The following is an 18,575-nucleotide window of genomic DNA, read 5'->3' as shown; positions in this document are numbered from 1 at the left end:
AAGCACTCGAGCTGTGAACGGTGAAGGGATCAAATCGAGCGTTCGAGGCCGTCGCCCAAAGACTCACGGCTTATGAGAGCGCCATGAGCGAGGTGAGGATTCTGAAGCGTGGCCGGGGCTACTCGAGCACAGCCGGCCGCTCGGGGCGTGAGGGCCACTCGAGCCCCCACGTTTGCCACCGCCGAACCAGGTAGAACGCAGCGAGCAGCGGCTGGAACACCGGAACGAAGAGACTGGCGAACGCGAGACCGAGGTAGGTTCCCGGATTCGGTCGCCACCCGGGTTCGTGGACGGAGACGAACGCCGCGTCCTGGTGGATCGCCACCGGAAACGCCCCGACAGCGATCGTCCCGGCGACCCCCGCCGCGGTCACCAGAAGCCCCGGTAACTGGAATACGACGGCGACGACGAACGTCGCAATGGCGAGTACCGAGGTACACAGCGAGAGGGCGATTACGAGCCACCAGCCGTCCCACCCGGCGGGCGTTCCGAGCTGTCGATGGCGTCTCGAGAGGTAGACGACGGCGACCAGCGGGGCGGCGACGAACGCCAGGGCCGGATACACCACCGGGCTGGGATGCCACGAGGGGTGATCACGAAAGCGATTGGCATCGAGATAGAGCGCCACCATGACACCGATTGTGACGACCGTGTACCCGAACGAACCGATCGCGAGGAGTGCCCACTGGACACCCGGCACCCCCGGATCGAGGTCGCCGAGGACACCGATCGCACCGACGCCGATCACCGGCGGGTACAGAAAACACAGCCGCTCGAGTGCCCGACCCCAGTCGAACTCGATGGACGCGGGTGTGCCGGTCTCACGACGGTTCATTCCTCGAGTCGTCGTTCGACGCCCCGGCCAAAACGTGTGCTGGTTTCGGCGGACGTCTCGTGGCAGGTGGAGCGTTCGACGTGATGGGCGCGGGGTGTCGACGTTCGGTAGCGTCGCTTGCGCGCGAGTACCAGCGCGAGTTCGGACTCGAGAGAGGGGCTGTGGGTTCGAAAGATGGTCTGTGGCTCGGGGGAGTCTGTAGGCACGACGGAGGGGGCGATCCACCCGATGGAACGTCCGGTCGGACAAAGGCCTTAACCAGCCAGACCGAGTACAGCGGGTGTATGCAGCACGTGAAGATTCCGCAGGATCGGATCGGCGTTCTCATCGGTGAAGGCGGGGAGACGATGCGTCGAATCGAGTCCGAAGCCGAAGTGCGACTCGACATCGACTCCGAGAACGGCTCGGTCGCCGTCGACGCAGTTGGCGACCCCGTCCGCGGCCTCAAAGGGCCCGAAATCGTGCGGGCGATCGGCCGCGGCTTCGCCCCCGATGACGCCCTCCGACTCCTGGCAGACGATATGATGCTGTTCGATCTGGTCGACATCGACGCCGCCTCCCGCAACAAAAACGACCTCCAGCGACAGAAGGGGCGGCTCATCGGCGAGGGCGGTCGCACCCGCGAACTCATGGAAGAGCTTTCCGGAGCCTCCGTCGTCATCTACGGCTCGACACTCGGCATCATCGGCACGCCGCCGGAAGTCGACGCCGCTCGGACGGCAGCCGAGATGCTCCTCGATGGGGCTCCCCACGGGGCCGTCTACTCCTACCTCGAGGAGCGCCACAACGAGATGAAACACCAGGGTATGCAGTACCACCGGTACCCCGGCGGCGAGTCCTGAACGCCGTCAACGAATCCTGAACGCCGCTAAACGTACCACGTAGATCTCGAGTGACGGATTCCACTGGTGAGAGCCGATCCGATCACCGGGTACCACTGGCGAGAGCCGATCCGATCGGCGGACGATCGAAATTTGCGGTGGGTACGACCAACGGTGAGTTCGTGGGACGGGTTTATTGTGGTCTGGACACAATGAGCACCGTCGAATGCGCATCCCGCCCGGTATCCGACCGATAGTTCTCGCCGTATGCCTCCTCACGGCAGGGTGTACCGGTCTGGTCGGAAGCGAGGTCGACCGCGATCCGTACGGCGTCGACGAACCGGTCGAACCAACGAACGATATCGGGCTCGCCGGCGTTTCCGGAGACAGGGTCACCAGCTGGCAGGCGCTGTGGTACGGGCATATCGAACGGCTCACGGACACGTCCTACGTGCGCACGATGGAGACGACGTACGTTGATGCGAACGGGACAGTGCTGTCGAACACCACTCAGCGGGCAGTTATCACCGCTGACGGGAGAGAGTATACCGAACACACCCGATACGTGTACGATCGCGCCACGAACGTGACGACGACACGAACGACGACACAGTGGGTCGACGGCGACCAGGTGACGAACCGGGTGGTCGGCGAGCGGGGAGAAGCAACCGTCTCGAGTGGTCGGGAGATCAGCAATCCAGCGACCCGGCTGCCCGTCGTGGCGAGTACGCTGTTTACGGCCGTCGAGTCGGTTTCGGTCGACCGCTCTGGCGATCGGCCTCGGTACGTCCTGACCGGATCCGGTAACGCCATCCCATATCAGAATACGACGTTCACGCTGATTCTTACCGAGCGTGGAGTCATCGAATACCTCTCGCTCGAGGGCGAACGCATTCGGAACGGCGAACAGGTCGACGTTTCGGTTGAGCACCGAATCGACCGAATCGGCGAGTCGATCGACCTCGAAACGCCAGACTGGGCGAACGAAACTGACGATCGAGACGCCGAGTGAGCGAACTGCCAGGGAGTCACGACACTGCCAGGATGTACATATATACCTCACGGACGGCGAACGTACAACCGCCCCACTGAAGCGTTGTGTTGTTCATTGGCACACCCCATAACGAAGCCTTTATATAGAATAGCAAACAATCAATCCATGACTATGGCACAACAGATGGGCAACCAGCCACTTATCGTACTTTCCGACGACAGTCAGCGTACGTCCGGAAAAGACGCACAATCGATGAACATCTCGGCCGGGAAAGCAGTCGCCGAGGCCGTCCGCACGACTCTCGGCCCGAAAGGGATGGACAAGATGCTCGTCGACTCGACGGGGAACGTCGTCGTCACCAACGACGGCGTCACGCTCCTGACGGAGATGGAGATCGATCACCCAGCCGCCAACATGATCGTCGAAGTCTCCGAGACCCAGGAGGAGGAAGTCGGCGACGGCACCACCTCCGCCGTCGTCGTCTCCGGTGAACTGCTCAAGCGTGCCGAGGAACTCCTCGAGCAGGACATCCACGCGACCACCCTCGCCCAGGGGTACCGCCAGGCCGCCGAGAAGGCGACCGAGGTTCTCGAGGACATCGCCGTCGAGGTCGACGCGGACAACGACGAGATTCTCGAGCAGATTGCAGCCACCGCGATGACCGGGAAAGGCGCGGAGAACGCGAAGGATCTGCTCTCCGAACTCGTCGTTCGCGCCGTCCAGACCGTCGCCGACGAGGACGGCATCGACACGGACAACGTCAAAGTCGAGAAGGTCGTTGGCGGCTCGATCGAGAACTCCGAACTCGTCGAGGGCGTCATCGTCGACAAAGAGCGCGTCAACGAGAACATGCCGTACTTCGCTGAGGACGCTTCCATCGCGCTCGTCGACGGCGCACTCGAGATCAAAGAGACCGAGATCGACGCCGAAGTCAACGTCACCGACCCCGACCAGCTTCAGCAGTTCCTCGAGCAGGAGGAAGCCCAGCTCAAGGAGATCGTCGACCAGCTGGCTGCCGTCGGCGCCGACGTCGTCTTCGTCGACGGCGGCATCGACGACATGGCCCAGCACTACCTGGCCCAGGAAGGCATCATCGCCGTCCGCCGGGTCAAATCCAGCGACATGAAGCGACTGGCCCGCTCGACCGGTGCCCGTCCCGTCAACAGCGTCGACGACCTGACCGAGGAGCACCTCGGCTTCGCCGGCAGCGTCGCCCAAAAGGACATCGCCGGTGACCAGCGCATCTTCGTCGAGGACGTCGACGACGCGAAAGCGGTCACCCTCATCCTCCGCGGTGGCACCGAACACGTCATCGACGAGGTCGACCGTGCAATCGAGGACTCCCTCGGCGTCGTTCGCACGACGCTCCAGGACGGGAAGGTCGTCGCTGGCGGCGGTGCCCCCGAAGTCGAACTCTCGCTGGCCCTGCGCGACTACGCCGACTCCGTCGGCGGCCGCGAACAGCTCGCGATCGAAGCGTTCGCAGACGCGCTCGAGGTCATCCCACGCACGCTCGCCGAGAACGCTGGGCTCGACCCCATCGACTCGCTCGTCGAACTCCGTAGCGCCCACGACGGCGGCGACGTCGCCGCTGGACTGGACGCCTACACGGGCGACACGATCGACATGGGCGAGGAGGGCGTCTACGAGCCCCTCCGCGTGAAGAGCCAGGCCATCGAGTCCGCCACCGAAGCAGCCGTCATGCTGCTGCGCATCGACGACGTGATCGCCGCTGGCGAGCTGAAAGGCGGCGGCAGCGACGACGACGAGGACGAGATGCCACCCGGCGGCGGCATGGGTGGCGGAATGGGCGGCATGGGCGGAATGGGTGGAATGGGCGGCGCGATGTAGGCGAGGCGCGGCGGAGCCGTGAGCCAGGCGCAGTTCGGAGCGAGACGAGAACTGCGTAAATGCGAGCGGGCACCGCCTGCGAGAAGAAATTGCGACGTCAGGAGCAATTTCATCGAACCCATCCAGATCCGCGCACAGTCGGCCCGATTTTTACGGTTTGTGTGCGTTTGTGACTCGATCAGCGGAGCATGTTCCTCCCGTTGTGCAACGGGCACGTAGACTCGAGCAGACACGTCTATCGCAACTCGAGGCCGTCGCCGGAATATCTCATGAATTAAGTACTGGCCCGCAATATTCGCGCCTATGCAAACGCTCCTGCTGGACAGCGATGACGTCGACGAGAACGCCCTGATGGCCGACGTCATCAGCGCCGTCGAGGACGCTTTCGCCGCCTACGAACGCGGCGACGCACAGATGCCGGCGAAGTCCTACATCGATCTCCCTCGGTACAACGGCGACTTTCGCTCGATGCCAGCGTACATGGACGCCGGCGACTGGGACGCGGCGGGACTGAAGTGGGTGAACGTCCACCCCGACAACCCGCGAGACCACGACCTCCCGACCGTGATGGGGACGATGATCTACTCCGACCCCGAGACGGCGTTCCCGCTGGCGGTGATGGACGGAACCGAGCTCACGATGAAACGCACTGGCGCAGCCGCGGCCGTCGCGACCGACTACCTGGCCGTCGAGGACGCCACCAGCCTGGGGATCGTCGGTGCCGGTGTGCAGTCGTACACCCAGCTCGACGCCATCGCCGCGATCCGCCCCATCGAGGAGGTCGTCGTCTCGGATCTCGACGACGCCCGCGTCGAGCGATTCATCGACACCTACGGCGACGCGTTCGACGTTCGTGCCGGATCGATCAGCGAAGCCGGCCACTGTGACGTCCTCTCCACCGTCACGCCCGTCGAGGAGCCGATCGTCTCCCTCGAGGACGTCGCCGAGCACACCCACATCAATGCGATGGGGGCCGACGCCGAGGGGAAACACGAACTGGCCGACGAACTGCTGCTGGCGGCCCGGATCGTCATCGACGACCACAAACAGTGCACCCACTCCGGCGAAATCAACGTCCCCTACCACGCCGGAACGCTCACCGACGACGACATCTACGGTGAGATCGGCCAGCTCGTCGAGGGCGGGAAGACCGGCCGCGACGCCGACACCGGCGTGACGGTCTTCGACTCGACCGGCCTCGCCATCCAGGACGTCGCCGCCGCTCACGTCGTCTACGAGCAGGCCGCGAGCGAGGAGAAGGGGTCGCCGTTCGACCTCGTCGGCGTCCACGAGTAGGCTCGCTCGAAGCTCGAGGTACGATACTCGATACTCAATACTCGGACGGCGATCATAGATACTTGAAACTCGGACCCGGTTACTCGAGCTGTGTTGCAAAGCCGAAATTCGGCTTCACGTCCTCGACGCGAACGGTGACGGTGTCTCCTTCTTCAGCCCCATTCACGAACAAACGGTAGCCGTCGACGGAGGCGATGCCGTCGCCTTCGGAGCCGACGTCGATAATCTCGACCTCGAGTTCGTCGCCGACGTCGACGGGTGCCGTCAGCCGGCCTTTCGCGAGCAGGTAGATCTCGGAGGAGGACTTCCGGGAGGCGTCGGGGCTCGTCGCCCGAACGTACTGGAACTCCTCGCTCATCTCCTCGCGGAGGGCGTCGACGTCGGAGCCTTCGAACACCTTCACGGCCAGATTGCCGCCCGTGTCGAGCAACTCGAGGGCGGTCTCGTAGGCCATCCGGGCGAGGTGCAGCGACCGGGCCTGATCGAGGGAGTACTCCCCGGACATGTTAGGAGCCATGTCGGAGACGACGCAGTCGACTGGGCCGCCTGCGGCGTCGAGTACGCGCTGTAGAGTCTTCTCCTGGGTCATGTCGCCCCGGAGGGTTTCGGTTCGGTCGGCGAGGTCGGAATCCTCGAGATCCTTGATCCGCTGGAGGTCGACGCCGATCACGCGGCCCCGGGGGCCGACCTTCTCGGCGGCAACCTGGAGCCAGCCGCCGGGGGCCGCCCCGAGGTCGACGACGGTGTCGCCACCGGAGATGAGGTTCTCGAGGTCGTCGAGCTGTTTGAGTTTGTAGGCCGCCCGCGAACGGTAGCCCTGTTGCTTGGCTCGGTTGTAGTAGTCGTCCTTTCGCGTCATGGGTACCTCACCGAATCCCGTGTTCCGTTCCACGTCGGAACGGTCTGTGGATCTGCGTTCATACGGAACGTGACGTTCCCAACTCGGAAAGGGACATCGGATAGTCGCTGTCAACTGCCGTGATCTGCAAACGCGTCTCGTCACCCCGTGGCAACGACTATCGTGCACACGCACCGAGCGCAAATTCGCGCCACTTTCCGAACCCGTGGTTCTCGACGTGCTCGTTTCACCTGTAGATGTTCTGATCGAGCGATCCGGTCGGTGCGCTACCGTTTCGGATTCGAAACGGGAGATGAGGTTTTCCGTTACAACTATTGTGTATCGTAACGGAGTGAATCGTAACGATGAAAACCGTCACTACGCGCATCCCGGAAGACGACGAGGAGGCGCTCGCCGAACTCGAGGAGGAGATGAGCGCCGACCGATCCGAGGTGCTTCGCCGTCTGATCCGACAGGGGCTCTCGGACTGGCGCACGGAGCGAGCCCTCGACCAGCTCCGCGATCACCGTATCACGCTGCGGAAGGCAGCGGAACTGGCGGACGTCTCGTACCTCGAGATGGTGACCCTCGCTTCCGACGAGGGAATCGACGTCGGGTACACGACGGACGACCTCGAACGCGACCTCGATCGCATCTAATGGTCGTCGTCGATTCCTCCGCGCTGATTCCGCTCGCGTGGATCGGACGACTCGACCTCGTCTCGACCGCCTTTGACGATATTCGGACGACGGAAGCCGTTCGGGATGAAGTCCTCACGGAAGGGAAACGCGGTACCGCGACGCTCGAGGAGTTTCTGTCGGACGCAGCTATCCACGAGACACCGGAGACAGCCGACGATGTGGCGTCGATGGAAGGAATTGCAGTGGCCGATGCGTCGGTGATCCTGTTGGCGGATGTCGACGAGGAGATCCTTCTCGCGAACGACAAAGGGCTGATCGACGTTGCCCGCTCTCACGGTGTCGAGTGCTGGTGGGTGACGACGTTGTTGCTCAGGTGTACGAAAGAAGGAGACGTGACGCGGGACGAGGCAACCGACGTCCTGTACAGCCTCGTGGACGAAGGGATGAACCTGCACCCGAAAGTCTACGCGCAAGTGCAGAAGAAACTCCGTGAACTGGGGGAAGAAGGGGGCCACTGATACAGTTTGCCGTGACTTTTTACCGGTGATTGCACTACCGGGTCGGCACTCAGCGGGAAGAGACTACAGCAGACCGTATCAGAACGTTCAGAAATCGCTATAAGTCCGCTCGAGTCGCGGGTGTTCGAGGGCACCCGAACGTCGAGGGTCACAGCGGCGACGGACAGCCACCAGTCGACCACCCTGTTCGCCGCCAAAGGGTGCCTTTTTGTACCGACCGTCCGTAGCCCGTCATATATGTTCAAGGCCATCGTGAGCGCGGAAACGCTCACCAGCGCGCTCGACTCCGTCAGCGTGCTGGTCGACGAGTGTAAGATCCACCTCGAGGAGGAGGGACTCTCCATTCGGGCCGTCGACCCCGCCAACGTCGGCATGGTCGACCTCTCGCTCGAGGCGGCCGCGTTCGAATCCTACGAAGCCGACGGCGGCCTGATCGGCGTCGACCTCTCCCGACTCGAGGACATCGCCGGCATGGCCGAATCCGGCCAGCTCATCCAGCTCGAACTCGACGAAGAGACCCGCAAACTGCACATCCAGATCGACGGACTCGAGTACACTCTGGCGCTGATCGATCCCGACTCGATCCGCCAGGAGCCCGACATCCCGGATCTCGACCTGCCCGCACGGGTCGTCCTCGAGGGGAAGGACGTCAACCGTTCGGTGAAGGCGGCCGACATGGTGAGCGATCACATCGCGCTGGGCGTCGACGACGCCGACGAGTTCTTCTACGTCAACGCGGAGGGGGACACCGACGACGTCCACCTCGAGCTCACGAGCGACGACCTGATCGACCTGCAGGTGGGCCCGGCCCACTCGCTGTTCTCGCTGGATTACCTGAAGGACATGAACAAGGCGATCCCCGGCGATACGGAGGTCACCCTCGACCTGGGCGAGGAGTTCCCCATCAAGCTCTACTTCGGCTTCGCTGAGGGGCAGGGACAGGTTACCTACATGCTTGCCCCGCGGATTCAGAGCGACTGAGCGCGGTTCATCGATCGGGGCAGTTTCACGGACTATCCGCGTACGTTGGTTTCTGACAGTGTCACCCCAAGCCCTGCCTGAACGTTGATCGAGAGGGCTGTGGATCAATCTGCGCTGTGTGTCGAGCACCCCGCCAGTTCACGCAGGAATGCTCAGCGCCGTTTCACCGGATCGACAGCAGAGTCTCACTCGAGCGAGTGTGATCACGGTCTTCTCGAGCGCCGTCGACAACGAGTCCGGGTTCGCAGACCCGACCACGACGGTGAAAACGATTCCGCGGTGTTCAGGCCATACGCGAGCAGTCACAGGGATCGTTGTAGTCACGTACCGCCGATCACCCGCCAGAGGGTCGGCGATAGACGGTACACTGGTACCCTATCAGTCGGCCTGGGAATCGTCGTCACCGTCAGCGTCGTCCTCCTCCTCCCCGTTCTCGTCGCTGCCCGCCGTGAGTCCCTCGTTCGGGTCTCGTTCGAGCGCTGGCGACGCCTCGGTGTACGTCGAGTAGCCGTCGAACCAGCGGACGATGCGTTCGATTCGGTCGACCATGTGGCCTGGTTCGCCCGAGCGGGAGAGTTCGTGGCCCTCTCGAGGGTAGCGCACCATCCGGGTGTCGACGCCGTGTTTTTTCAACCCGAGGTAGAACAGTTCGGCCGTGTTGGCGGGCGTCCGATAATCCTGGTCGGAGTGAATCAGCAGCGTCGGCGTGGTCACGTTCGGGACGTGGGCGACCGGGGACTGCTCCCAGAGGAAGTCGGGATCCTCCCACGGCGTGACGCCGTAGTCGCCCTCGACCAGTTTGAAGGCGTCCGTCGAGCCGTAGAAGCTGGTGAAGTCGTAGACACCACGCTGGCTGACCGCGGCACCGAAGCGGTCGGTCTGGCCGACCGTCCAGGCGGTCATGAACCCGCCGAAGCTCCCGCCGGTAACGTACTGCTCGTCGGCGTCGATGTACTCGCGCTCGCAGACGAGGTCGACGCCAGCGAGGATGTCGGTCAGCGTCACGTCTCCCCAGTCGCGTTCGATCGCCGCAGCGTACTCTTCGCCGTAGCCAACCGAACCGCGTGGATTCGACCAGAAGACGGCATACCCGGCGGCGGCGAGGCTCTGGAACTCGTGCCACATCGTGCCGCTCGTCGTCCACTGGGAGTGGGGGCCGCCGTGAATCTCGACGACCAGCGGATACGTTTCCTCGGGGTCTCCCGGGCGCTGCCCGCTCGACGACTCCGAGGCGCGTGGCGCCTCGCCCCCAAACTCCGGCGGCATCAACAGCCAGCCCTGTACCGGCCCCTGCTCGCTCTCGTACCACAGCTCCTCGGGCTGGGCGACGGCTCGATCCTCGAGGTAGTCGGCGTTGACCCGTGTCAGTCGGGTGGCCTCGTTGCCGCCGCGCGTGGAGACGAACACGTCGCCGGGGTGATCCCACTCGCTCTGGACGAACGCGACGGCGTGCTCGCCCACCGAAAAGCCCTCGAGGGTGGCGTCGCCGAGAACGCGCCTCGGTTCCTCGCTCGCGTCGCCGGGAACCGACCAGAGCGCGACCGTCCCCTCGTCGGGCGTCCCGAAGTAGAGGGTCTCCTCGTCCGGATCCCACTCGTAGCCGCCAAAGCCGATCGTGCGATCGAGGTCGGCGGTGACCGTTCGCTCCGAGTCGTCCTGCCGATCGAACACCTTAAGCTCGGTTTGGCGAAGCGTAAACCCCTCCTCGGGCGTCCAGGGGTAGGCGATTCGACCGTCGGTCGTCCCCTCGAGCGAGGCGATCCAGCCCCGCGTCTCGACGACCGACTCGACGTCGCCGGACGGGAGGTCGTGGGCCAGGATCTCGAACTCGATCGAGTCGTCGGGTTCCTCGCCGCGTTTGGTCGCGTAGTAGATGGTGTCGTCGTCGCCCCACGTCGGTGCAACGTAATCAGTGTCGCCGTCGGTGAGTCGTTCCATCGCCTCGTTGTCCCCCTCGGTAACGACCCCGTTCTCGAGCGCCGTCGCGACGTCGAGGGTGTAGACGTGGCTTCGGCGGCCGTCCATATACCGCTGGGCGGCCCGATAGACGAGTCGATCGATCACCCGAGGATCGGGTGCCTCGGGCTCGTACTCGGGATCGACGGCGAAATCGCGCCCCTCCTCACGATCCTCGACGGTCGAGGACTGGGAGAACAGCAGTCGAGAGCCGTCGGGGCTCCACTCGAGTTGGGAGATGCCACCGACGACGCTCGTGACCTGTCGACCCTCGCCGCCGTCGGTCGGGAGGATCCAGAGCTGTGGTCGGTCGTCGTCGGCACCGCGGGTGCTGACGAACGCCAGGTACGAGCCACAGGGACTCCATCGGGGCTGGCTGTCGACGCCCTCGCTCACGGTGAACTGTCTCGGCTCGTCGCCGCCGATAGGAACCACGTACACCGTCGCCTCGTAGGACTCGTCGTCCGTGGGACGTTTCCTGACGAACGCGACTCGTTCGCCATCAGGGGCGATCTGAGGATCGGAAACCTGTGTGATCTCGTGAACGTCAGCGGGATCGACCGTGTGCATAGTCACCACTCCGATTGGTTCCGATTATAGGTTTCGGTTCGTAGGTTCCAAGTGGAGACAGTTACCTGTGAAGATTGTCAGAGTGCACTGAAATTCAGCGTGGATATCAATGTACGTGCAAAATATTAATCCCGTCCCGGAACGTAGGTAGTGTGCATGGTGCAACGTATCAAACGCCGCCGCTTCATTGCGGCAACTGGGGTTGCTGGACTCGCCGGCATCGCCGGTTGTATTGGTGACGATGTCGACGATGACGGTAACGGCAACGGTAATGGCAACGGTAATGGCGACGACGACACCGACGACACCGACGACAACGGTAACGGGAACGGTAACGGAAACGGCGACGAGGAGGACATCGGTGACGCCGATCCAGACGAGGGCGGCGAAGTCCTCTCCTGGCACGCGGGCGGTACCGGCGGCACGTACTACCCGCTGTCGGGTGAGATGAAATCCATCGTCGAGGAGCACACGCCACACGGCCTCCAGGTGCAGTCGACCGGTGCCAGCGTCGAGAACGTCGGCAGTCTTGGTCGCGAGGAAGCCGAGTTCGCGCTGATCCAGAACGACATCGCCTACTTCGCCTACAACGGCACTGGCATCGAGGACTTCGAGGATGAGCCGATCGAGAACCTTCGCGGGGTCGCGACGCTGTACCCCGAGACGATCCACATCATCACCCAGGCGGATTCGGGGATCGAATCCGTCGAGGATCTCGAGGGCGCCACGATCAACACTGGCGACCTCGGCAGCGGGACGCAGGTCAACGCGCTGCAGATCCTCGAGTCCGCGGGTATCGATGACTTCGACGAGCAGAACACCGACTTCGCGTCGGCCACCGACCAGATCCGCGACGGCGACATCGACGCCGCGGTCATCGTCGGCGGGTGGCCCGTCGGCTCGGTCGAGGAACTCGCCTCCTCGGAGGACATCGCGCTGGTCTCCGTCGACGGCGACGTCCGGGATCAGGTGCAAGAAGACGCCGAGTGGATGGCCGAAGACACGATCCCCGGCGGCACCTACGACGGCGTCGACGACGACGTCGAGACCGTCTCGGTGCAGGCGATGATCGCCACTCACGACGGCGTCGACGAGGAAATCGTCGAGGAGGTCACCACGGCCATCTTCGACAACACCGACGACTTCAGCATCAAAGCTGACTTCATCAGCGCCGACACCGCCCAGGACGGAATGCCGATCGACCTCCACCCGGGTGCCGAGGCCTACTTCGGGTAACGACTGACCCGTTTTGGCACCGACAGGCTCGATCGTGTTTCACCGCCGGAGACGAACGCTCGTCGTCGCACTCCTCGTTCTCGTCGTGGCCAGCGTCGCGCTCGTCTCGAGTGCGCAATCAGAGCCGACGCGTACGCTCGTCGTTTCCGACGCCGAGTCCGGCGAGCAACTGCTCGCGGTCGAGGTCGACGACGGCACCGAGGTCACGCTGTCGTACACCCACAGCGTCGAGAAAACCCAGGTCGATGACGTCTACGTGGTCGACGACGACCGGCTTCGGATGACGAGAATGGTGTTTCAGTCACACGGCGCTGGCCTGCCGTCGGACGAGACGGTCGAGCGGACTGACGACGGATTCGTCGTCGAGCGGAACACCACCTTCGAGACGTTGCGCGTCACACCGGGGGCGATCGCCGGTCACGAACTGATCGTCGGCGGCGACCGCTTCGATCTCGTCGACCGCTCGAACGGCCCGGTGGTCATCGCCGTCGACGTCGACGATCGGAACGTTCTCGAGCGCGTTCTCGGAGATAGTACCAGCGACGGGCGAGACGATCACGTGGCCAGCGGCGTGATACACACCCATACACATATCCACCCTGGCCACCACGCAAGCACACGAACCTAGTTAGACCACTCATGAGCGTAGACACTGGGGGCACGGACGAGTTATCGGAGGCCGAACAGGAGCAGATCCTACAGGAGGTCGAGCGACGGCGAACGCTCACCGGCGTGGCAGCCATCGTCGTCGCGTTCATCGGCATCGCCTTCTCGGCGTTCCAGATGTGGATCGCCGCTCGCAGCTTCACGTTCGAACTGACGCTCCCGCTGTACGGCACGCTCCGCCTTGGCTCGTTGCAGTTGCTGCAGGTCAACGCGATTCACGTCACGTTCGCGCTCGTGATCGCCTTCTTGCTGTTTCCGGCCAGTCGCGGGGACGGCTTTCTCGCCCGCCGCCTGGGTCGGATCGAACCCGCCGTCCGTGGACGGTTCGGCGACGGGCATCCGTTGACGCGAGGCGTGCGACGCCTCGCCGGGTTCGTTCGGTGGGCCGTCGTCGACCCCAACATGAACCGGGTGACGCCGATCGACGTCGTGATGATCGTCCTCGCGCTGTTGCCGGCCCACTACATCGTCACCCAGTACGACGAAATCCGAACGATTGCCGTTCATCGGTTCGACGGTACCCAGGCGATCCACGAGGTGCTCACGTTCCAGGGTGTCCAATTCCTCGAGCCCCTCGTGATGGGAATCGCCTGGCTCGGCATCCCGCTCGACGAGGTTTCATACGCGTTCTGGCTCGGCGTCCTCGGCCTTTTGCTCGTTCTCGAGGCCACCCGGCGCGCACTCGGCATCCTCCTCATGAGCCTGGTCGGGATGTTCATCGTCTACGCCCGCTGGGGCCACGTCATCCCGCGTGACTCCCCCCTCGGCGCGCTGGCGATCCAGCCCGAGAACTGGGCGAACATCGTCTACAACCTCTGGTACACCGTCGAAGCTGGCGTGTTCAGTACGCCGGTGACGGTGAGCGTCCGGTTCATCTACATCTTCATCCTCTTCGGCGCGTTCCTCGAGATGAGCGGGGCCGGCAAGTGGTTCATCGATCTGGCCTACTCGATGACCGGTACCCGGAAGGGCGGCCCCGCGAAGGCCAGTGTCGTCTCTAGCGGGTTCATGGGGATGCTCTCGGGGTCGTCGATCGCCAACACGGTGACGACGGGTGCGTTCACGATTCCGCTGATGAAGCGGTCGGGGTACTCACCCGAGTTCTCCGGGGCCGTCGAGTCCTCCTCTTCATCCGGGGGACAGATGCTTCCGCCCGTGATGGGTGCCGCCGCGTTCTTGATCGTCGAATTCACGGGCACCCCGTACGCGGACGTGATCATCGCCGCGACCCTGCCAGCCATCGCCTTCTTCTTCGGGATGTGGGTGATGGTACACTTCGAGGCCGTTCGCGGCGGCATCGGTGGGCTTCCGCGGGCCGAGTTGCCCGACGCCAGGCTCCTCGTTCGTACCGGCTGGTTCTACCTGGTGCCGATCGTCCTCCTGCTGTACTTCCTCGTGATCGCCCGGTTCTCGATCAACCGCGCCGGCTGGTTCACCATCGTCTCCGTGATCGCGCTCATCGCGTTCGTCGCGGCCTACAGCGAGCGTTCTCGAGTTCCGTTGATCGGAACGATCGTCGTCCTCGCGCTCGCCCAGGCCGCAAGCTACGCCGCCGTCGGTGGCGGTCTCGTCGACGGGATCCAGGTCGCTCTGGGCCTCGAGACTGCGGGCGCTGGTCTGGGCCTCGAGGATGCTGCGTTCGTCGCCGCCAGCGATCTCGGCCTGATCGTCACGCTCGTCAGCGTCGCGTTCTTGCTGGCCCGCCCACGAGAGGATGCGTCGTTGCTCGAGCTCGACGACGCCGTCGACGACACGGCGACCGAGGTCGCTTCACGGATCGGTCGGCCGACGCTCTCGCGAAACCGTGCGTATCGCTTCGGCACGTTCGTGCTGAAGTCGATGGATTCGGGAGCACGGACGGCGACGACGGTCGTGATCGCGGTCGCGGCGGCGGGCGTCATCCCCGGCGTGATCAGCGTTTCCGGGCTGGGGCCGAACCTCGCGGCGCTCATCGACGCCGTCAGCGGGGGCTCGATGTTGGTCTTGCTCGTCCTGACCGGCATCGGCTCGATCATCTTCGGAATGGGGATGCCGACGACGGCGATGTACATCATCCTGATCGCGATGCTCGGTGGGCCCATCGAAGCCGCCGGGATCGCCATCCTCGCGGCCCACCTCTACGTGCTCTACTTCGGGCTGATGGCGGACGTGACCCCGCCGGTCGCCGTCGCCGCCTTCGCCGGGGCCGGGGTCGCCAAAGCCGATGAATTCGCGACGGCGATCATCGCCTTCCTGCTCTCGCTGAACAAAGTGCTGGTGCCGTTCGCGTTCGTCTTCTCGCCGGGGATCATGTTCCTCCGCGAGGGCGAAGAAGAGTGGTACGTCATCGGCTGGGCTGACGTCGCCGACCTCGGCTTCTTCGTCCCCGAAGTCGTGATCCCCGTGACCGGGATGTTCCTCGGGGTGTACGCCCTCGGGGTGACGATCATCGGCTACCAGTACGCCAGCGTCAGGCCGCTCAATCGCGCGCTCTACGCCGTCGCCTCCATCCTGTTGATGGTACCCGAGATTCCGCTCCTGATCGCCGAAGGGATCTTCACCCTCGCCGGTATCCCCTCGGATCTGCTCATCTTCTCGATCACCGGCACCCTCCGGGCGATCGGTCTCGTGATGCTGGTCGTCCTCTCCAACCAAAACCGGTCGCGCGGCGTTGACGCCGAAGAGGCCGGTGCTGACGGCCCGGCAGTGGCTGGGGGCGACAGCTGATCGTTGTCCTCGAACCAGCGATCGTTCTACGTTTCGGATAACAGACTACATCCTGAAAAACTCGAGGTACGGGTTCCACGGAACTCGAGACGTGAGACGACGGCAACACAGCGTTCAGGCCCGGAAACCGGCTACTCGAGAACGGCCCGATCGCTCGTCGCGCTCCGGATCCGATCCCGTATGTGAGCGGCCTCGGCCACCGGTACCCGGACGTCGAAATGCACAGATTCGGTGTAGTCGGCCTCGAACTCGAGCCCCTCGCTCTCGAGGATCCCCCGCACGGTGCCCGAATCGTCGTACTCGACGGTAATCTCGAGGCGTTCGTGGGGGCGCTCTTCGACCACCCCCGCGGTGTCGACGGCGTCTTTGACCGCTCGGGAGTAGGCGCGAACGAGACCACCCACCCCGAGGTTCGTTCCGCCGTAGTAGCGAGTGACGACGACGACGACGTTCTCGAGGTCGCGCTGGGTGAGGACGTTGAGCGCGGGTTTGCCCGCCGAACCGGTGGGTTCGCCGTCGTCGCTCGAGTACTCCCGGAGCATCCCGCCGTCGGCCCCGGTGCGCACACGGTAGGCGGGAACGTTGTGCGTCGCGTCGTCGAACTCCGTTTCGATCGCCTCGACGAAGGTTTCGGCCGCCTCGACGTCTTCGACCGGGCGAACGTGGCCGATGAACTCCGAGCCCTGGACGACAAACCGCGCGGTGGCGGCCTCGTCAACCGTTCGGTAGGTGTCGGTCATGGCCGATCACCGCCGCTGGTACCTTCTCGGGCGGCCGAGCGAAACCGGTCGCGGTCGCAGTCGCACTCGAGTGCTCGAGGGCGGCGTTCCATAGCGCCCGTTCACGCGGCCGCGAAATGAGGCCATCGGTTCTCACAGCAGGACGGGATTCGAGTTCCGAATCGACTCAGATGACGTCGTTCGGATCGTGCTCCGCCGCCATTCGAGTCGCCTCGGTCGCGTACTGCTTGTGCAATTCGGGGTCGTCGACGGTGCCTAGATTATCCCGCTCGGCCTCGACGGCGGCGGTCGTGTCACGAACGTCGGTGAAGGAGGTGAGCGCTCGCTCCTTGCGGAAGTACCGCTCGCCATCGGTGGTGGCGTAGGTGAGGATGATGAGGTTCTGCTCGTCGTCGGAGTACGTTCGTTCGACGAGCCAGACACGTACCGTGTCGTCGGTTTCGGCCGCCATACGCGTGATTCGACGGCGAGAGTGAACTACCCCACCCTATCGCTCGCCTAACGGCCCGCGCTTGAGGGAGGGGCTTCCTGTTTCCACGACGCGCTTTGCAGATACAGGTGTCTCCACAGGGAGCGCAGTCTCCACAGGCGTTGATTCGGAGCATCCCACTCCTAATAGCTTCATGATACCGCGAGAAAGAACGTTCCACGCCGCATTTGCGTCCCTGTCCGCCTCAAACCCGCAAGCGGGGCAGGAATGTTCACGAACCCACAACGGCTTGTCAGTCGAGACGCCGCAGGACGCGCACTCCTTAGTCGTCCCTCTCGGGTTGACCGCCACGAAGTGTGTTCCCTCGCGTTCGCACTTGTATTCAAGCAACGAGAGGAACGTTCGCCACGCGGCAGAGGCGGTGTTGCGGCTGTTCGACGGCGATTCCATCATCCCCTTGACGTTCAGGTCTTCGACTGCCACGAGGTCATACTCCCGAGCGTAGTACGCCGAGAGTTTGTGCAAGAAGTCGCGGCGCTTCCGTCGGAGGTTGGCGTGACACTTCGCTACGCGCCGTCTTTGCTTCTCGTAGTTGTTCGACCCGTGTTGCTTCCGCGAGAGCTTCCGTTGCTTGCGTTCCAAGCGTTCACGTTCGTTCGAGAGGTCGAGCGACCCGACCGCCGTGCCGTCCGTATCGTGGGCATACGTGAGAATCCCCCACGTCGATACCGACGCACTTCTCGGGAGTATCGGGCAGTTCAGGAGGTTCACGGTTCATTTCGATACCGAACGTGGCAAACCACTCGCCCGTCGGCTCTTTCTTGAGCGTGACCTGCTTGAGTGTGGCGTCGTCGGGGATGGCGCGGTGAAGCCGTATCGGTATGTCCGCAAGTTTCGAGAGTGATAGGACAGTCTGACCGCCCTTCTTGTCGAGCTTGAAGCCAGACTGACTGTACGTGAAACTGCGAAACTCCCGTGGCGGCTTCCACGTGAGTTGGCCGACGCCGTAGCCGTTTTTCTTGAGTGCGGAGAGGCCTTTGACGTTCTGCTCGATTCGCATGACCGCCGTTTGCAGAACTGTCGAGTACACGTTCGAAAGGTCATCCCACCAATCTTTCAGGGACGGGATTTCGTCTCGTATAGACCGGACGCGTTGATTGAGCGTGCCTGCGTCCTTGGGGATTTGGTCGAAGCGATAGAGCGCGTGATTGTACAGTTGCCTACAAATGTCTCGGTGGCGGTTCAACTCCTCACGGTGGCGGTTCAACTCCTCACGGTGGCGGTTCAACTCCTCACGGTGGGCGTCGGACGGATTGAGACGGTACTTGTAGGCGTAGTACATCCGTTACTCCCGTTCTTCAATTAGTTCGTCCAGTTTCTCTCGGATGAACGACGAGAGGTTGAGGTGTTGATCCTCTATCCACTCGTCTTGATCCTCTCGGATAGTGATTGTCTTCCGTTTCACCGTAATGCACACTATGCACGTTACACGTATA

The 18,575-nt window shown here is 63.5% G+C and carries 16 protein-coding genes and 1 pseudogene; 10 read left to right on the top strand and 7 right to left on the bottom strand.

The window, feature by feature from the left end:
• Positions 1–118 precede the first annotated feature (118 nt).
• Together NGM68_RS08770 and NGM68_RS08765 are read right to left on the bottom strand one after the other, a co-directional pair.
• Entirely contained in the window at positions 119–835 is a 717-nt protein-coding gene (locus tag NGM68_RS08770; protein ID WP_252701258.1) for a hypothetical protein, read from the bottom strand.
• Entirely contained in the window at positions 832–1,041 is a 210-nt protein-coding gene (locus tag NGM68_RS08765) for a hypothetical protein (RefSeq protein WP_252701257.1), read from the bottom strand. Before NGM68_RS08765 ends, NGM68_RS08770 begins: the two co-directional genes overlap by 4 nt.
• Before the next feature lie 78 nt (positions 1,042–1,119).
• Between NGM68_RS08765 and NGM68_RS08760 the strand changes: the two genes are divergently transcribed.
• The 4 genes from NGM68_RS08760 (at position 1,120) to NGM68_RS08745 (ending at position 5,797) form a co-directional block, all read left to right on the top strand.
• On the top strand, positions 1,120–1,677 hold the full coding sequence (locus tag NGM68_RS08760; RefSeq protein ID WP_252701256.1) for a KH domain-containing protein: 558 nt from the start codon (positions 1,120–1,122) through the stop codon (positions 1,675–1,677).
• A 205-nt stretch (positions 1,678–1,882) separates the two neighbouring features.
• Positions 1,883–2,668 carry a hypothetical protein gene (locus NGM68_RS08755; RefSeq protein WP_252701255.1) on the top strand — a complete coding sequence of 262 codons (786 nt, stop codon included), beginning with the start codon at positions 1,883–1,885 and terminating at the stop codon, positions 2,666–2,668.
• Between the two features lie 165 nt (positions 2,669–2,833).
• Complete coding sequence (gene thsA, locus NGM68_RS08750) at positions 2,834–4,501, top strand: thermosome subunit alpha (protein ID WP_252701403.1); 1,668 nt, start codon at positions 2,834–2,836, stop codon at positions 4,499–4,501.
• Positions 4,502–4,804: 303 nt separating this feature from the next.
• Positions 4,805–5,797 carry an ornithine cyclodeaminase family protein gene (locus NGM68_RS08745; protein WP_252701254.1) on the top strand — a complete coding sequence of 331 codons (993 nt, stop codon included), beginning with the start codon at positions 4,805–4,807 and terminating at the stop codon, positions 5,795–5,797.
• 79 nt (positions 5,798–5,876) lie between these two features.
• Here the strand turns inward: NGM68_RS08745 and NGM68_RS08740 are convergent, their stop codons facing one another.
• A complete protein-coding gene (locus tag NGM68_RS08740; RefSeq protein ID WP_252701253.1) occupies positions 5,877–6,656 on the bottom strand; it encodes a 23S rRNA (uridine(2552)-2'-O)-methyltransferase in 780 nt (259 codons plus the stop codon).
• A 344-nt stretch (positions 6,657–7,000) separates the two neighbouring features.
• On the opposite strand from NGM68_RS08740, the gene NGM68_RS08735 reads away from it, so the two are divergent.
• The 3 genes from NGM68_RS08735 (at position 7,001) to NGM68_RS08725 (ending at position 8,775) form a co-directional block, all read left to right on the top strand.
• Entirely contained in the window at positions 7,001–7,294 is a 294-nt protein-coding gene (locus NGM68_RS08735; protein WP_252701252.1) for a UPF0175 family protein, read from the top strand.
• A complete protein-coding gene (locus tag NGM68_RS08730; protein ID WP_252701251.1) occupies positions 7,294–7,794 on the top strand; it encodes a PIN domain-containing protein in 501 nt (166 codons plus the stop codon). The genes NGM68_RS08735 and NGM68_RS08730 overlap by 1 nt, the downstream gene beginning before the upstream one ends.
• Before the next feature lie 237 nt (positions 7,795–8,031).
• A complete protein-coding gene (locus NGM68_RS08725; RefSeq protein ID WP_252701250.1) occupies positions 8,032–8,775 on the top strand; it encodes a DNA polymerase sliding clamp in 744 nt (247 codons plus the stop codon).
• A gap of 378 nt (positions 8,776–9,153) precedes the next feature.
• Here NGM68_RS08725 and NGM68_RS08720 read toward each other — a convergent pair whose 3' ends face one another.
• Entirely contained in the window at positions 9,154–11,301 is a 2,148-nt protein-coding gene (locus NGM68_RS08720; protein ID WP_252701249.1) for an alpha/beta hydrolase family protein, read from the bottom strand.
• 156 nt (positions 11,302–11,457) lie between these two features.
• Between NGM68_RS08720 and NGM68_RS08715 the strand changes: the two genes are divergently transcribed.
• Genes NGM68_RS08715 through NGM68_RS08705 form a run of 3 tightly spaced genes read left to right on the top strand, consistent with a single transcriptional unit; the run spans position 11,458 to position 15,909 of the window.
• A complete protein-coding gene (locus NGM68_RS08715; protein ID WP_252701248.1) occupies positions 11,458–12,537 on the top strand; it encodes a TAXI family TRAP transporter solute-binding subunit in 1,080 nt (359 codons plus the stop codon).
• Between the two features lie 34 nt (positions 12,538–12,571).
• Positions 12,572–13,165: a DUF1850 domain-containing protein gene (locus tag NGM68_RS08710; RefSeq protein ID WP_252701247.1), complete on the top strand. Its 594-nt coding sequence runs from the start codon at positions 12,572–12,574 to the stop codon at positions 13,163–13,165.
• An 11-nt stretch (positions 13,166–13,176) separates the two neighbouring features.
• Positions 13,177–15,909 carry a TRAP transporter permease gene (locus NGM68_RS08705; RefSeq protein WP_252701246.1) on the top strand — a complete coding sequence of 911 codons (2,733 nt, stop codon included), beginning with the start codon at positions 13,177–13,179 and terminating at the stop codon, positions 15,907–15,909.
• 131 nt (positions 15,910–16,040) lie between these two features.
• Here the strand turns inward: NGM68_RS08705 and NGM68_RS08700 are convergent, their stop codons facing one another.
• The 3 genes and pseudogenes from NGM68_RS08700 to NGM68_RS08690 all read right to left on the bottom strand — a co-directional run bounded on the left by NGM68_RS08700 (position 16,041) and on the right by NGM68_RS08690 (position 18,421).
• Entirely contained in the window at positions 16,041–16,649 is a 609-nt protein-coding gene (locus NGM68_RS08700) for an IMPACT family protein (protein ID WP_252701245.1), read from the bottom strand.
• 166 nt (positions 16,650–16,815) lie between these two features.
• Positions 16,816–17,100 (bottom strand): DUF7967 family protein, encoded by a 285-nt coding sequence (locus NGM68_RS08695; protein ID WP_252701244.1) that lies wholly within the window; start codon positions 17,098–17,100, stop codon positions 16,816–16,818.
• 36 nt (positions 17,101–17,136) lie between these two features.
• Positions 17,137–18,421: pseudogene (locus tag NGM68_RS08690) on the bottom strand (RNA-guided endonuclease InsQ/TnpB family protein).
• Positions 18,422–18,575: the final 154 nt, after the last annotated feature.

It is taken from the genome of Natronosalvus vescus (genome assembly GCF_023973145.1).
GTDB classification, from domain to species: Archaea; Halobacteriota; Halobacteria; order Halobacteriales; family Natrialbaceae; genus Natronosalvus; species Natronosalvus vescus.
The sequence above is the reverse complement of the archived record's forward strand: the minus strand, read 5'-3'. Positions and strand labels throughout refer to the sequence as shown.

Coding starts and splice junctions, on each gene's coding strand:
- NGM68_RS08705 (WP_252701246.1), top strand. CDS start 13,177: ATGAGCGTAGACACTGGGGGCACGGACGAGTTATCGGAGGCCGAACAG.
- NGM68_RS08720 (WP_252701249.1), bottom strand. CDS start 11,301: ATGCACACGGTCGATCCCGCTGACGTTCACGAGATCACACAGGTTTCC.
- NGM68_RS08715 (WP_252701248.1), top strand. CDS start 11,458: ATGGTGCAACGTATCAAACGCCGCCGCTTCATTGCGGCAACTGGGGTT.
- NGM68_RS08770 (WP_252701258.1), bottom strand. CDS start 835: ATGAACCGTCGTGAGACCGGCACACCCGCGTCCATCGAGTTCGACTGG.
- thsA (WP_252701403.1), top strand. CDS start 2,834: ATGGGCAACCAGCCACTTATCGTACTTTCCGACGACAGTCAGCGTACG.
- NGM68_RS08745 (WP_252701254.1), top strand. CDS start 4,805: ATGCAAACGCTCCTGCTGGACAGCGATGACGTCGACGAGAACGCCCTG.
- NGM68_RS08755 (WP_252701255.1), top strand. CDS start 1,883: ATGCGCATCCCGCCCGGTATCCGACCGATAGTTCTCGCCGTATGCCTC.
- NGM68_RS08735 (WP_252701252.1), top strand. CDS start 7,001: ATGAAAACCGTCACTACGCGCATCCCGGAAGACGACGAGGAGGCGCTC.
- NGM68_RS08700 (WP_252701245.1), bottom strand. CDS start 16,649: ATGACCGACACCTACCGAACGGTTGACGAGGCCGCCACCGCGCGGTTT.
- NGM68_RS08740 (WP_252701253.1), bottom strand. CDS start 6,656: ATGACGCGAAAGGACGACTACTACAACCGAGCCAAGCAACAGGGCTAC.
- NGM68_RS08730 (WP_252701251.1), top strand. CDS start 7,294: ATGGTCGTCGTCGATTCCTCCGCGCTGATTCCGCTCGCGTGGATCGGA.
- NGM68_RS08695 (WP_252701244.1), bottom strand. CDS start 17,100: ATGGCGGCCGAAACCGACGACACGGTACGTGTCTGGCTCGTCGAACGA.
- NGM68_RS08725 (WP_252701250.1), top strand. CDS start 8,032: ATGTTCAAGGCCATCGTGAGCGCGGAAACGCTCACCAGCGCGCTCGAC.
- NGM68_RS08760 (WP_252701256.1), top strand. CDS start 1,120: ATGCAGCACGTGAAGATTCCGCAGGATCGGATCGGCGTTCTCATCGGT.